Here is a 12,301-nt window from a genome sequence, read left to right on the forward strand (position 1 = left end):
GCCGCGAGGGCCGCAGACAGAAGAGTCTCGGCACGAATCCTTTACGCGGCAGCCCTGTGTGCTCCGTCATGCCTGTGACAAAACGCCTTTAATGGTCCAATATGGCGTGAATATACCGAAAATCTCCGGATTTTCCGCCGTTTTAGGGGTTTCTGCTCTGGCCTGACAGGGAAAATAGCCCATAGTGCGGAGCAGGCATGGGATGGTTATGGAAGCGGGCGTTGCAGGATAAAGGCAGCGTTCCCATATCGGTCTCAAGCCGGTTTACCGGGAATGGCGCTGTGAAGCGCTGTCAACGAACGGCAGAATTACTGATGAATTTATACCCTCTGCTTCCCTTGCGCGACATTGTCGTTTTCCCCGGCATGGTCGTTCCGCTGTTTGTCGGCCGTGAAAAATCGGTGGCGGCACTCGAAGCGGCGATGGAAGGTGACAAGGATATTTTCCTGCTGGCGCAGCTCGATCCGGGCTGTGACGATCCGCAGCGCGCCGATCTCTATGATATGGGCGTGGTCGCGCAGGTGCTGCAATTGCTGAAACTGCCCGACGGTACGGTGCGCGTGCTGGTCGAAGGCAAGCAGCGCGCCCGGCTCGACACGATGCGTGAAGAAGGCGGTCTGGTGGTCGGTCAGGTTGAAGTGCAGGAAGAAGAAACGGCGGCCGGCAATGAAGTCGCCGCGATGATGCGTTCCGCACTCGATCAGTTCGCCGAATATGCCAAGCTCAATAAGAAGCTCCCCGATGAGCTGGAAGATGAGCTGGCCGGGATCGACGATGCGGGCAAGCTGTCCGATACGATTGCCGCCAATCTTTCCTCCAAGGTTTCCGACAAGCAGGCTCTGCTGACCGAACCCGATCCGCTCAAGCGGCTGGAAATGGTCTTCTCCTTCATGGAAGGGGAGCTTTCCGTCCTGCAGGTCGAACGTAAGATTCGCGGCCGCGTGAAGCGCCAGATGGAAAAGACCCAGCGCGAATATTATCTCAATGAACAGTTGAAGGCGATCCAGTCCGAACTGGGTAATGGCGATGGCGAAGAGGCCGACGAACTGGCCGAATTGCAGGAAAAAATCGACACGCTGAAACTGTCCAAGGAAGCCAAGGCCAAGGCGCAGACCGAGCTGAAAAAGCTCAAACATATGCAGCCGATGAGCGCCGAAGCGACCGTGGTGCGCAATTATCTCGATGTGCTGCTGGGCCTGCCCTGGGGCAAGAAATCGCGCCTCAAGAAAGATATCGGCAAGGCGCAGGAAATCCTCGATCAGGATCATTATGCGCTCGACAAGGTGAAGGACCGGATTGTCGAATATCTGGCGGTTCAGGCGCGAACCAACAAGCTGAAAGGTCCGATCCTGTGCCTCGTTGGCCCTCCGGGCGTTGGCAAGACCAGTCTTGGCAAAAGCATTGCCAAGGCGACCGGGCGTGAATTTATCCGTCAGTCGCTGGGCGGCGTGCGCGACGAGGCTGAAATTCGCGGCCATCGCCGGACCTATATCGGCTCGCTGCCGGGTAAGATCGTGACCAATCTCAAAAAGGCCGGCGCGTCGAACCCGCTCTTCCTGCTCGATGAAATTGACAAGCTCGGGCAGGATTTCCGCGGCGATCCGGCTTCTGCGCTGCTCGAAGTGCTCGATCCCGAACAGAATTCCAAGTTTCAGGATCACTATCTCGAACTCGATATCGATCTCAGCGATATCATGTTCGTCTGCACGGCCAATTCGCTCAACCTTCCGCAGGCTCTGCTCGACCGGATGGAGATCATCCGTCTCGAAGGCTATACGGAAGACGAGAAGGTCGAGATTGCGCAGCGTCATCTGATCGACAAGCAGATCGAAGCGCATGGGCTCAAAAAGGGCGAATTCGAGCTGACCGAAGACGGTTTGCGCGACCTGATTCGCTATTACACGCGCGAAGCCGGGGTCCGGACGCTCGAACGCGAAGTCGCGCGTCTGTGCCGCAAAGTGTTGCGCAAGATTCTCGAAAAGGAAGTGACCAGCGTCACCATCACACCGGATAATCTCGGCGATTTCGCCGGGGTGCGCAAATTCCGTCACGATATGTCGGAAGAAGAAGCGCAGGTTGGCGCCGTAACCGGGCTGGCCTGGACCGAAGTGGGGGGCCAGCTCCTGTCGATCGAGAGCGTGACCACACCGGGCAAAGGTGAAATCCGCTCGACCGGCAAGCTGGGCGAAGTGATGAACGAGTCGATCCAGACCGCGTTCAGTTTCGTCAAGGCGCGGGCGCCTGCCTATGGCATCAAGCCGTCGATTTTCCAGCGCAAGAATATCCATATTCACCTGCCCGAAGGGGCTGTGCCCAAAGACGGGCCGAGCGCCGGCATCGGCATGGTGACCTCGATCGTCTCGACGCTGACCGGTATCCCGGTGCGGCCCGATGTCGCGATGACCGGCGAAGTCACTTTGCGTGGCCGGGTTCTGCCGATCGGCGGGCTCAAGGAAAAGCTGCTGGCAGCTTTGCGCGGGGGAATCACCACGGTGATGATTCCCGATGAGAATCAGAAGGATCTGGCCGAAATTCCTGAAAATGTGAAAACGGGGCTGACGATCATTCCCGTGAAGCATGTGGATGAAGTGCTCGATATCGCTCTGACATCCGAACCCGAAGCGATCGAATGGACCGAGGCGGACGATCTGGCCAGCCAGCCAGCGCCGCCGGCACCCGATCAAAGGCGCGGTACGGCGCATTAAGCGCCCGGTCTGCCGTGCCTGCACTGCACAATCGAGGGATGTGTTCCTATTCCGTGGTTAACGGAAGGGAGATGTCCCTCTTGTTGCATCGCATCATCGACTGTCGGAGACGCTAACTTTCCAGAAAACCGCATTTTTCCGACGCTTAGCCTTTGACAGAGCGATGAAAAACGGCTCAATTCCTCGCATCGCGAGGCGATTCAAATATCTTTCCCACACGAACAACCTGAGGGGGTTATTCACATAATGAACAAGAATGAACTGATTGGCGCGGTCGCGGATGCCAGCGGTCTTTCGCGCAACGACGCAACCAAGGCTGTCGAAGGCGTGTTCGATACGATCACCACGGCCCTCGCCAAGGGTGATGAAGTCCGTCTCGTCGGCTTCGGCACTTTCTCGGTTGCGAAGCGCAAGGCTTCGACCGGCCGTAACCCGCGCACTGGCGAGCCGATGACCATCAAGGCATCGACCCAGCCGAAATTCAAGGCCGGCAAGGGCCTCAAGGATGCCGTGAACTAAGCATCCTTTCCAACTTGTTTCGCCGCTTTCGGGCGGGAGGAACGGAAAAGGCCGCCCCTTCAGGGAGCGGCCTTTTTGTATATGTCCCTCTTTATCGGGGGAAGCTTTGCGGGAGTGTTCACGGCCCCGCCGGGATCGGCCGGGCCGCGAAGCGCTCAGGGTTCGAGCTGAATCAGCGCAGTGGGCGCGGTCCGGCTGCGCGGGGTGAGTGTCCATTGCAACATCTGCCCATCGTCCTTTTCGGGCGCGGCTTGCGGGCCTTCGTCGGTATTGTTGGCCAGAATGGTTCCATCGGTAATGACACGGAAGGTGCCGTCGATTTCCGGCAGGTTGAGATCCGTGTCGCTTTCCTTTTCGGCCATGGCGACCATCATGCCGCTCATCGAAGTCCCTTTTTCGGAAACGAAACCGGGCGCATTGATCCGCACCGTGTCATTCGCGCGGCGGGTCACCATCAGGAATTTATCGGCCATCTGCATGTCTTCGAAAGTCGGGAAGACAAAGTCATGCGTGATTGTGCTGGTGATGGCGAAATCGACTTTGAACAGCCCGTCACCGGCATATTCGACTGACTTCCACCCGGCCTGACGGCGCAGACGGGCGGCGATTTCGGATCCGGCATCGGGATCGTCCAGATTGACTCCGCCCATCATGGCAGACATCGCGGCAATGCCCATTTCGGCTTCCGCATCGCTATCGGCCTGGCGGGTTTCCCATTCGCTGCGCTGCTGTTCGGTTTCCTCTTCGGTGCAGTCGCGATCCTCGAAGGTTTCCTCATCGTAGCAATGGGGCGTGAATTCCGCTGAGCCGTCAGCCTCATCGGCCATTTCGGCCATCTGGCTGAGACCGAGCAGATAGACGTCGCCCGTATAAGTGAAGGTGAAAGTTCCGTCGCGCCGCAAATGCAGGGTCGAATCGAATGTACCGGGCATCAGCATGCAGGCAGCCAGCAACAGCGCCATACCGGCTGCCAGCGCCCCGGCCACCGGGCGGCGCAGTTTTTTCCAGTTTGTCATCGTCATTCCTATAATCTTGAAGTCAGGTCCGCATCGCGGCGGCATAAAGCGCGATGGCGGCGGCATTGGAGACGTTGAGGCTCTCCATCCGCTCGCTGATCGGCAATCTGGCCAGCGCATCGCAATGCTGTGCGATATTATGGCGCAACCCTTCGCCCTCGGCCCCCAGCACCAGCGCGACCGGTCCGGCGGGCAGTGCTTCGGCAAAACCGGATTCGGCTTCCCCGGCCAGTCCGATTCGCCAGTAGCCCGCTTCGGCCATTTCATCGAGCGCGCGGGCGAGATTGACCACGCGCACCCAGGGCACCACTTCCAGCGCGCCAGAGGCCGATTTCGCCACAACGCCGCTCTCGGGCGGAGCATGGCGATCCTGCGTCACGATAGCCACGGCATCGAAAGCCGCGGCCGAGCGCAGAATGGCGCCGACATTATGCGGGTCGGTCACCTGATCGAGCACCACGATGGGGCGCGGCGAATCACCGTCCAGCACGTCGTCGAGATGCAGATCGTCGAGTGGTTCGCATTCGAGTACGAGCCCCTGATGGGGCGCATCGCGCGAAACGAGCCGGGCAAGATCGGTGACCGCAGCATATTCCACAGGAAAATCTGGCGGCAATTCACCGTCGAGAGAATCGATACCTTCGCGGGTTGCCCACAGCTTTCTGTGTTGCCGGCGGGGATTCATCAATGCGGCTTCGACCGCATGGCGGCCCCAGAGCCGCACATGGCCCTGCGTCCCCCGGCCGGAGCCGCGTCCCCCCTGCATTCTGCCTGCGCGCCCGCGCAAAGCTTTTTTATCACCACGTTTGGCCATGAAATCTCCTTATTTATGCCGCGCATGCCAGCACCCCCATTGACAGGCAAGCCTCGCTTCGCCATTGAGCGCCGCACTCGGCCGGACGGTTCTTCTTTCGAGAGGGCTTTCAAGCGGGTTCTTCCCGCAACCGGCGACCCGGTGGACAGGTGGCCGAGTGGTTAAAGGCAGCAGACTGTAAATCTGCCCGCGCAAGCGTACGCTGGTTCGAATCCAGCCCTGTCCACCATCTCGCCCCTTCCGGAAAATTGGGCAAGCAGCATGTCCATAAGCGGGCATGAGCCGTGATGGTGGCTGGCGCTACAGGGCGCTGTGAGGGCTCTCAGCCCTCGCGGGCGGCTCGGATGGCGGCTCCGGCGGCGAAGGGGGCTGCGGCGACCAGCGCGAGGCTGATTGCGGCGGCGAGAGCCAGGCCGCCTTCGCCTCCGGTCGAGAGGCTGCCCGCGCCGAAGATCAGCAGCGGCACGGCGAGGGGGATCACGAGCAGACCCGACAGCGCAGCGCCCGAGCGCAGAGACACGGTCAGGGCGGCGATGATGATGCCGATGGCTGCGAGCCCCGGCGTGCCGGCCAGCAGGCCCAGCTCGACAAGGCGCAATGTCTCCCCGTCAATACCCAGCAAGGCGCTTGCCGGGAGCGTGGCCAGCATCAGCGGCGGGCCGAAGCTCAGCCAGTGGGCCAGCACGCGCACCGCAACGACCATTTCTTCGGAAATGCCGCGCAGGGCCCATTGATCGAAGAAACCCTGCTCCATATCGGGCGCCAGCAGCCGGTCGAGCGGGAGAATCGCTGCGAGCAGCGCCGCGACCCAGATCACCCCGCCGCCGGTGCGTGCGAGCAGCGGCGCGTCCGGCCCCACGGCGAAGGGATAGAGCATGGCCACGGCGAGAAAGAAGAGCAGCGGCAGCATGGTGCCGCCGCGTCGTCCGCCACCGCCCGTACTGCCGGGCATCAGCAAAGCGAGATCGCGCCGCAGAAGGGTGAAAAGCGCGCTCACAAAGCATGCTCCGCCAGCATCAGCCGGGTAAGCCCTGCCATAGTGAAAGGCTGGTGCGAGGCGATGACGGCAATACCGCCTGCCGCGCAATGTTCCGCCACCATCCGCTCGCAATGGGCCACAGCATCGCTGTCGAGCCCGTTAAGCGGCTCATCGAGCAACCAGATCGGGGCCTGTTGCCCGGCAAGGCGGGCAAGCGCTGCGCGTTTGCGCTGGCCGGTGGAGAGATAGCGCACAGGCACATCGCGCAACCGTTCGAGGCCGAGACTGTCCCATCCGGCTGCTGTGCTGCCGTCCAGATGTTCCCAGAAGCGGAGCGCTTTGGCGAGCGGCAGATGTTCATCGAGCGCAGGATGTTCATCGAGCAGGCCGATAGCTCCGTCGCGCTGCACATCACCTGCATAGGGGCGCCGCAGGCCGGCGAGAATGCGGATCAGGCTGGATTTGCCGATTCCGTTCGGTCCGGCCAGATGCAAGGCTTCTCCGGGGAACAGACTGAGCGATAAATGGCGAAACAACAAGCGTTCGCCGCGCAAACAGGCAAGGTCATGGGCAGCGAGACGGCACTCTTTCATGATCTCAGGCGTTAGGCCAAAGGATCACCAGCGACAAGTTCAGGAGACAGGCCATGGCAATTTCCCGATTGACCCCGAGCGAGCGCGATGAGGCGCTGACGGCGCTTGCGGGATGGACTCTCAGCGAGGACGGCCGCGCGATTGCGCGCCGTTTTACTTTTGCCGATTTCAACGAAGCCTTCGGTTTTATGACACGCGTTGCGCTGCTGGCGGACAAGATGGACCACCATCCCGAATGGGCGAATGTCTATAACCGGGTGGATATCACGCTGACCACCCATGACGCTGGTGGTCTTTCGCAGCGCGATATAAAAATGGCCGAAGCGATTGAGGCTTTCTGAGCGGAGCCGGGCCGGCATATGTGGCCCGACTCCCTATAGATGCTCGTAAGAGTGCCTGATCCTAACGGACCAGTTCTGCCCCGGTCACGATTTCCGCTGTCGATGCGGCGACCGTTTTACCCATCGCTTCGGCCCGGCCGCCCAGACAGGTGGCGAGGAAATTCTCCGCAATCGCATTAAAAGCGATATTGTTTTCAGGCCGGGCGAAGCCGTGGCCTTCATCGGGGAACAGAACATAGGTCACCGGAATGCCGGCTTCCTGCATTGCCTGCACGATCTGGTCGCTTTCGGATTGTTTGACGCGCGGATCGTTGGCGCCCTGACCGATCAGCAACGGCTTTTCGATCTGCCCGGCCTTGTAGAGCGGGGAGCGTTCTTGCAGTAGTTTTTTGCCATCTTCCGTATTGGGATTGCCCATCCGTTCATGGAACTGGGCGATCATCGGTTCCCAGTAGGGAGGGATGGTTTCCAGCAGCGTTTCGAGATTGGACGGGCCGACAATATCGACCCCGCAGGCGAAGCGGTCCCCCGTCTGGGTCAGGCCAACCAGCGTGGCATAACCGCCATAGGAACCGCCCATAATGGCGACCTTGCTCTTATCGGCAATGCCCTTGGCGACAGCGTAATCCACAGCATCGATAAGATCGTCATGCATTTTGGCCGCCCATTCGAGATTGGCCGCAGTGATGAAATCCTTTCCGAAGCCGGTCGAGCCGCGATAATTGACCGACAACACCGCATAGCCGCGATTAGCGAGCCATTGATGCGCGCGGTTGAAGCCATAGACATCGCGTGCCCAGGGGCCGCCATGGACCAGCAGCACCATCGGAACGGGGCTCGCCGGAATACCGCTCGCTTCGGGATCGGTGCCGGGCGGCAGGGTCAGATAGCTGGGCAGAACCAGCCCGTCACGCGCTGTGATTTCGAGCGGGTGCATCGGCTGGAGCGGTGCACCTTCCAGAGTGGGGCGGGTAGTATAGAACAGTTCCAGCGTCTGTGCGCGGCGGTCGTAAATATAGGCCCGGCTCGGGGCGACGAGCGGGTCGTTCCAGACGATCCAGCGATCGTCTTCCTCGGTGCGTGAGGAAACGCCGAATTCGCCTTCGAGCTGCTTGTCCAGCCAGTCGAGCGATTCTTTGATCGCGGGATCGAGCACGACCCATTCATTGACGAGGTAATTGACCGAATAGGCCTGCACTTCGCCGGTTTTTGGATGGGTGAGCGTGCCGCCGATATCGGCCTTGTCATTTTCGGCGATCACGCGTTTTTCGCCCGTTTCGCTGTCCTGCGCGATCAGCGCCGCCGTGTTCCGTCCGCGACTGTCGATCCAATAGAGCGTTTTGCCGTCCACCGTATAGCCGGCCGGGCTGGTGGTCAGCGCATCTTCCAGCGCAGTGCTTTCGGACGGGGTTTCGGCTATGGTCGTGCCGTCTGTTATTTCGAAAAAATCCATCCCGCCCTGTGCATTGGGGCGGATCGCCCAGCGCAGCGTCAGGCTGTCATCGGCGAGGAAGGAGACGAAACCGGGATTTTCCAGCACCAGCGTCAGTTCGCCCGTGTGCAGATTGAGCCGGTAGATATCGTGAAGCCGCGCATCGCGATTGTTGAGGCCGACCAGAATCGTGTCACGGATCGTTTCCGACGTGCCGACGATCTGCACGCGGGTTTCTTCGAAAGGCGTCAGGGCGCGTTCTTCGCCGCTGGCAATATCGATTCCGTAAAGCAGGTAATTCTCGTCCCCGCCTTTATCCTGCACATAGAGCAGGGTCTGCGAATCGGGGGACCAGAAATATTGCGGAATGGGCCGCTCTGTGGCGCAGGTCATCAGTTTCTCGGCAGTGAGATCGTCCGCCGGAGCCATCCAGACATTCATTACCCCCTCATGCGGGGCCATCCAGCTGATCCATTTCCCGTCCGGGCTGATCTGACCTGCGGCGCGGGTCGGATTTCCATACAGCGCATCGCGCGGGATCAGGGGAAAGGTGTCGAGGTCTGCTGCGGCTGCCGGGCTGAGGGTCATGCAATCTCCCATGAGGTTTACAGATGCCGGGATGGCGGAATAGGCTTCTATCTGGCGATGCTGCGCGGGTCCTGAAAGGGGCGGCGGGGAATATTGTTCTCCGGAACTGCACGGGCATAATCCGCCAGCGACAGGACTGACGACAGAACATAATGGGAAAGAGAGAGCGACCAATGGCAAGCCGGTACGAACAGGCCGTTTATGACTGCATGAATCCGACGCTGGAATTGTATCACCGGACGGAGAACCCCTTCCACAAGGCGATATTGCTCAATTTCTGGCGTCATGTGCACCTCGAAGGCGCGGCCATGTTCGAAGAGATCACCGCTGAGGACATGATGAGCGACAATCCGGTCTACCGGGTGAGCTGGGGTGAAACTCCGCAAGTGGTGAAAGGGCGCGAAGGCGTGGCCGCCTTCTATGCCTCGATCGGAGATATCGTGCTGTGGAATTCGGGCGATATGCTGGCGGTGGCCGATTGGGGAATCGCCGATGAAATGTGGTTTCACCAGATGTCGACCGGCGCCGAATTGCGCAAGCTCGGCCATAGGGCGGAAAAGGATGACGGGCTCTATCTGGTGAGTTCGAAACAGGCTTTCGTCTGGCCCTATGACGATCAGGCCCGGCTGAAGGGCGAACATCTTTATGAGGATAAATCCACCCTAACCATCGAGGAAATCGACCCGGCCGAAGCGCTGACGCCCGAACGGGTACGTGAAATCCATCGCGAATGTCTGGCTGAGATGGAGCGTCAGATGGGGCCCGAATACTGGGTCTATCGCAAACGCTGATGCCCATCGGCCCTCGCATATCCGGTCCTTAAAGGGCCGGATTGTTGTAGCAGTGCCAGGTGAAGATGGCGAGTGAGCCGCGATGCGGGCGCCAGGGATCGGCAAGCGCGCGGGTCTGTTTCTCGCCCGGTCGTTCGGCCAGCCCCAGCAATTTGCCGATTCCTGCCTGCACGGCGAGGTCGCCTGCGGGCCAGATGTCTGGCCGCCCTTCGGCAAAGAGAAGATAGATTTCCGCCGACCAGCGTCCGATACCCTTGATTCGTACCAGTTCGGCGATTGCGGCTTCATCATCCGCGGGCAGATTGTCGAGATCGAGATCGCCGCTCACCACCAGTTCGCACAGGCTGCGTGTATAGCCCTGTTTCTGGCGCGACAGGCCGCAGCCGCGCAATGTGTCGAAATCCTGTGCCAGCAGAGCTTCGGGCGGCATATCCTCTCCCAGCAGCGTTTCGAGCCTGTTCCACACGCTTGCCGCCGCCGCCACGCTGACCTGCTGGCCGACAATGGTGCGCAGCAAGGTGCGGTAACCTCTCGCACGAATGCGTTCCTCGGGATAGCCTGCCAGTTCCAGTGCGCGGGCTATCGCGGGTTCGCGCGCGGCAATATCGTCCAGTCCCTTGCGGATTTCCGCATTTTTCAGACCCATAGCGCGCATACTCCTGTTCCGTGACTTGCCAAGACGGGGGCAATTGCCATAGCTCCCTCGCCAAAGGCGGCTTATATCCGCTAGCCAATACAGGGAACCGAGCACAATGCCCAAACTGATCGTCGTCAATCGCGATGGAGAAGAACACGAAGTCGAAGCCGAATCGGGCCTGACGGTGATGGAAAATATCCGCGATAACGGGTTCGATGAATTGTTGGCTTTGTGCGGTGGTTGCTGCTCCTGCGCGACCTGTCATGTCCATGTCGACCCGGCCTTCAAGGCGATGCTTCCGCCGATGAGCGAGGATGAGGACGATCTGCTCGACAGTTCCGATGATCGTGACGAGCATTCACGTCTGTCCTGCCAGATCCCGATGCGCGACGAGCTGGACGGTCTGAAAGTGCGGATCGCCGAAGAAGACTGATTTATCGGAGGCGTAGCGTTACTGCGTTGCCTAAGCGGAAAGGACGCCCTACCTCATGGGGCATGACTGTTCTTCCTGCTCTTGACGACACGCTCAAACTGATCGGCAACACACCGCTGGTGCTTCTCAAAGGCCCCAGCGAAGAAGCCGGTTGCGAAATTTACGGCAAATGCGAATTTGCCAATCCCGGTGCTTCGGTGAAAGATCGGGCCGCCTTGTGGATCATTCGCGATGCGGAAGAACGCGGCCTGTTGAAACCGGGCGGCACGGTGGTGGAAGGCACGGCCGGCAATACCGGGATCGGCCTGGCGCTGGTGGCAAATGCCAGGGGATATAAATCCATTATCGTGATGCCCGAAACGCAATCGCGTGAGAAGATGGATACGTTGCGCGCTCTGGGTGCCGAGCTTGTGCTGGTGCCAGCCGCGCCTTACAAAAATCCGGGGCATTTCGTGCATACGTCACGCCGCCTTGCCGAAGAGACCGAAGGCGCCGTATGGGCCAATCAGTTCGATAATACCGCCAATCGCAAAGCGCATATCGACAGCACCGCACCTGAAATCTGGCAGCAGATGGACGGGCGGATCGACGGGTTTACCTGCGCGGCGGGCACTGGCGGCACGCTGGCCGGTGTCGGCATGGGGCTGAAGGCGCATGACGAGAATGTCACGATCGCGCTGACCGATCCCTATGGCGCAGCGCTCTATAATTATTATGCCTGCGGAGAATTGAAGGCTGAAGGGTCTTCGGTCGCCGAGGGGATCGGGCAGGGCCGTATCACCGCTAATCTCGAGGGTGCGCCGGTAGACACGCAATTCCGCATTTCCGATGAGGAAGGGCTGAAATGGGTGGCGCGCCTGCTGCGTGAAGAGGGGCTGTGTCTCGGCCTGTCTTCGGGGATCAATGTGGCAGGCGCTATCGAGCTGGGCCGCAAGCTCGGGTCGAAATCCCGCGTGGCGACGATCCTGTGCGATACCGGTTTCCGCTATCTCTCCTCACTCTATAATCGCGAATGGCTCGAATCGAAGGGGCTGCCGGTTTTCGACTGGCTGCGTTAATCTGCAGATGGTAATCTGGCTCTATGGCGCAGAATGTGAAAGAAATGCTCGGGCTGGATACAGGTAGCGAGCAGGCCGAAGCGCCGCTGGCGGGTTCGCGCAGGCAATCTATTCAGCGGCTTCAGGTCGGTTTTGCCGGCATTGCTGCAATGCTGCTGCTGGTCGGTCTGGCGAATGTCGTGATCGATCAGGCACAGCAGACCCAGTCCACCGCCGTGCCCGACGCTGCGCCGACCATTGCCCCTAGTGAAGATGCGCAGCGCAGCGATCCGCTGGCCGATGCCGGTGTCGTGCCCGATCTGCCTTCCGAAAAACCGGAAAAGCCGTCGCCCGAAACCAATATGCTGCCCCAGTCCGGCGATGTGGACCCTGACCAGATTATTCCCTGACCGGGT

The 12,301-nt window shown here is 60.1% G+C and carries 13 protein-coding genes and 1 tRNA gene; 8 read left to right on the plus strand and 6 right to left on the minus strand.

The window, feature by feature from the left end; translation table 11 throughout:
* Nucleotides 1–314 precede the first annotated feature (314 nt).
* Nucleotides 315–2,705 carry an endopeptidase La gene (gene lon / locus D6851_RS09765; RefSeq protein ID WP_120324686.1) on the plus strand — a complete coding sequence of 797 codons (2,391 nt, stop codon included), beginning with the start codon at nt 315–317 and terminating at the stop codon, nt 2,703–2,705.
* 246 nt (nt 2,706–2,951) lie between these two features.
* Entirely contained in the window at nt 2,952–3,224 is a 273-nt protein-coding gene (locus D6851_RS09770; protein ID WP_120324687.1) for an HU family DNA-binding protein, read from the plus strand.
* Between the two features lie 155 nt (nt 3,225–3,379).
* On the opposite strand, the gene D6851_RS09775 is transcribed toward D6851_RS09770, so the two are convergent.
* The gene (locus tag D6851_RS09775) at nt 3,380–4,240 is read right to left on the minus strand and encodes a hypothetical protein (RefSeq protein WP_120324688.1); all 861 of its coding nucleotides are present in this window, start codon (nt 4,238–4,240) and stop codon (nt 3,380–3,382) included.
* A 22-nt stretch (nt 4,241–4,262) separates the two neighbouring features.
* Entirely contained in the window at nt 4,263–5,054 is a 792-nt protein-coding gene (gene rlmB / locus D6851_RS09780) for a 23S rRNA (guanosine(2251)-2'-O)-methyltransferase RlmB (RefSeq protein WP_120324689.1), read from the minus strand.
* Nucleotides 5,055–5,197: 143 nt separating this feature from the next.
* Here rlmB and D6851_RS09785 point away from each other — a divergent pair.
* A tRNA-Tyr gene (locus D6851_RS09785) sits at nt 5,198–5,283 on the plus strand.
* 93 nt (nt 5,284–5,376) lie between these two features.
* Here the strand turns inward: D6851_RS09785 and ccmB are convergent.
* A complete protein-coding gene (gene ccmB / locus D6851_RS09790; RefSeq protein WP_183030059.1) occupies nt 5,377–6,006 on the minus strand; it encodes a heme exporter protein CcmB in 630 nt (209 codons plus the stop codon).
* A gap of 41 nt (nt 6,007–6,047) precedes the next feature.
* Nucleotides 6,048–6,626, minus strand: a complete 579-nt coding sequence (ccmA, locus tag D6851_RS09795; RefSeq protein ID WP_120324691.1) for a heme ABC exporter ATP-binding protein CcmA — start codon at nt 6,624–6,626, stop codon at nt 6,048–6,050.
* A 53-nt stretch (nt 6,627–6,679) separates the two neighbouring features.
* Here ccmA and D6851_RS09800 point away from each other — a divergent pair, with 53 nt between their 5' ends.
* On the plus strand, nt 6,680–6,967 hold the full coding sequence (locus tag D6851_RS09800; protein WP_120324692.1) for a 4a-hydroxytetrahydrobiopterin dehydratase: 288 nt from the start codon (nt 6,680–6,682) through the stop codon (nt 6,965–6,967).
* 61 nt (nt 6,968–7,028) lie between these two features.
* Here the strand turns inward: D6851_RS09800 and D6851_RS09805 are convergent, their stop codons facing one another.
* Nucleotides 7,029–8,987, minus strand: a complete 1,959-nt coding sequence (locus D6851_RS09805) for a S9 family peptidase (RefSeq protein ID WP_120324693.1) — start codon at nt 8,985–8,987, stop codon at nt 7,029–7,031.
* Between the two features lie 173 nt (nt 8,988–9,160).
* Here D6851_RS09805 and D6851_RS09810 point away from each other — a divergent pair, with 173 nt between their 5' ends.
* Complete coding sequence (locus D6851_RS09810) at nt 9,161–9,778, plus strand: hypothetical protein (protein WP_120324694.1); 618 nt, start codon at nt 9,161–9,163, stop codon at nt 9,776–9,778.
* 28 nt (nt 9,779–9,806) lie between these two features.
* Here the strand turns inward: D6851_RS09810 and D6851_RS09815 are convergent, their stop codons facing one another.
* Nucleotides 9,807–10,424, minus strand: a complete 618-nt coding sequence (locus D6851_RS09815; RefSeq protein WP_120324793.1) for a DNA-3-methyladenine glycosylase family protein — start codon at nt 10,422–10,424, stop codon at nt 9,807–9,809.
* A gap of 106 nt (nt 10,425–10,530) precedes the next feature.
* On the opposite strand from D6851_RS09815, the gene D6851_RS09820 reads away from it, so the two are divergent.
* From D6851_RS09820 to D6851_RS17755, 3 genes are all read left to right on the plus strand, one after another.
* Nucleotides 10,531–10,848: a 2Fe-2S iron-sulfur cluster-binding protein gene (locus tag D6851_RS09820; RefSeq protein ID WP_120324695.1), complete on the plus strand. Its 318-nt coding sequence runs from the start codon at nt 10,531–10,533 to the stop codon at nt 10,846–10,848.
* 62 nt (nt 10,849–10,910) lie between these two features.
* The gene (locus tag D6851_RS09825; RefSeq protein WP_120324696.1) at nt 10,911–11,906 is read left to right on the plus strand and encodes a cysteine synthase A; all 996 of its coding nucleotides are present in this window, start codon (nt 10,911–10,913) and stop codon (nt 11,904–11,906) included.
* A gap of 44 nt (nt 11,907–11,950) precedes the next feature.
* Nucleotides 11,951–12,295, plus strand: a complete 345-nt coding sequence (locus D6851_RS17755) for a hypothetical protein (protein WP_238474030.1) — start codon at nt 11,951–11,953, stop codon at nt 12,293–12,295.
* Nucleotides 12,296–12,301 lie beyond the last annotated feature (6 nt).

Origin of the sequence: Altericroceibacterium spongiae (genome assembly GCF_003610805.1) — a bacterium.
GTDB lineage: Bacteria > Pseudomonadota > Alphaproteobacteria > Sphingomonadales > Sphingomonadaceae > Altericroceibacterium > Altericroceibacterium spongiae.

What these genes read in the sequence shown, in the direction of transcription:
- lon (WP_120324686.1), top strand. Translation starts at nt 315, where the DNA reads ATGAATTTATACCCTCTGCTTCCCTTGCGCGACATTGTCGTTTTCCCC.
- D6851_RS09770 (WP_120324687.1), top strand. Translation starts at nt 2,952, where the DNA reads ATGAACAAGAATGAACTGATTGGCGCGGTCGCGGATGCCAGCGGTCTT.
- D6851_RS09775 (WP_120324688.1), bottom strand. Translation starts at nt 4,240, where the DNA reads ATGACAAACTGGAAAAAACTGCGCCGCCCGGTGGCCGGGGCGCTGGCA.
- rlmB (WP_120324689.1), bottom strand. Translation starts at nt 5,054, where the DNA reads ATGGCCAAACGTGGTGATAAAAAAGCTTTGCGCGGGCGCGCAGGCAGA.
- ccmB (WP_183030059.1), bottom strand. Translation starts at nt 6,006, where the DNA reads ATGCCCGGCAGTACGGGCGGTGGCGGACGACGCGGCGGCACCATGCTG.
- ccmA (WP_120324691.1), bottom strand. Translation starts at nt 6,626, where the DNA reads ATGAAAGAGTGCCGTCTCGCTGCCCATGACCTTGCCTGTTTGCGCGGC.
- D6851_RS09800 (WP_120324692.1), top strand. Translation starts at nt 6,680, where the DNA reads ATGGCAATTTCCCGATTGACCCCGAGCGAGCGCGATGAGGCGCTGACG.
- D6851_RS09805 (WP_120324693.1), bottom strand. Translation starts at nt 8,987, where the DNA reads ATGACCCTCAGCCCGGCAGCCGCAGCAGACCTCGACACCTTTCCCCTG.
- D6851_RS09810 (WP_120324694.1), top strand. Translation starts at nt 9,161, where the DNA reads ATGGCAAGCCGGTACGAACAGGCCGTTTATGACTGCATGAATCCGACG.
- D6851_RS09815 (WP_120324793.1), bottom strand. Translation starts at nt 10,424, where the DNA reads ATGGGTCTGAAAAATGCGGAAATCCGCAAGGGACTGGACGATATTGCC.
- D6851_RS09820 (WP_120324695.1), top strand. Translation starts at nt 10,531, where the DNA reads ATGCCCAAACTGATCGTCGTCAATCGCGATGGAGAAGAACACGAAGTC.
- D6851_RS09825 (WP_120324696.1), top strand. Translation starts at nt 10,911, where the DNA reads ATGACTGTTCTTCCTGCTCTTGACGACACGCTCAAACTGATCGGCAAC.
- D6851_RS17755 (WP_238474030.1), top strand. Translation starts at nt 11,951, where the DNA reads ATGCTCGGGCTGGATACAGGTAGCGAGCAGGCCGAAGCGCCGCTGGCG.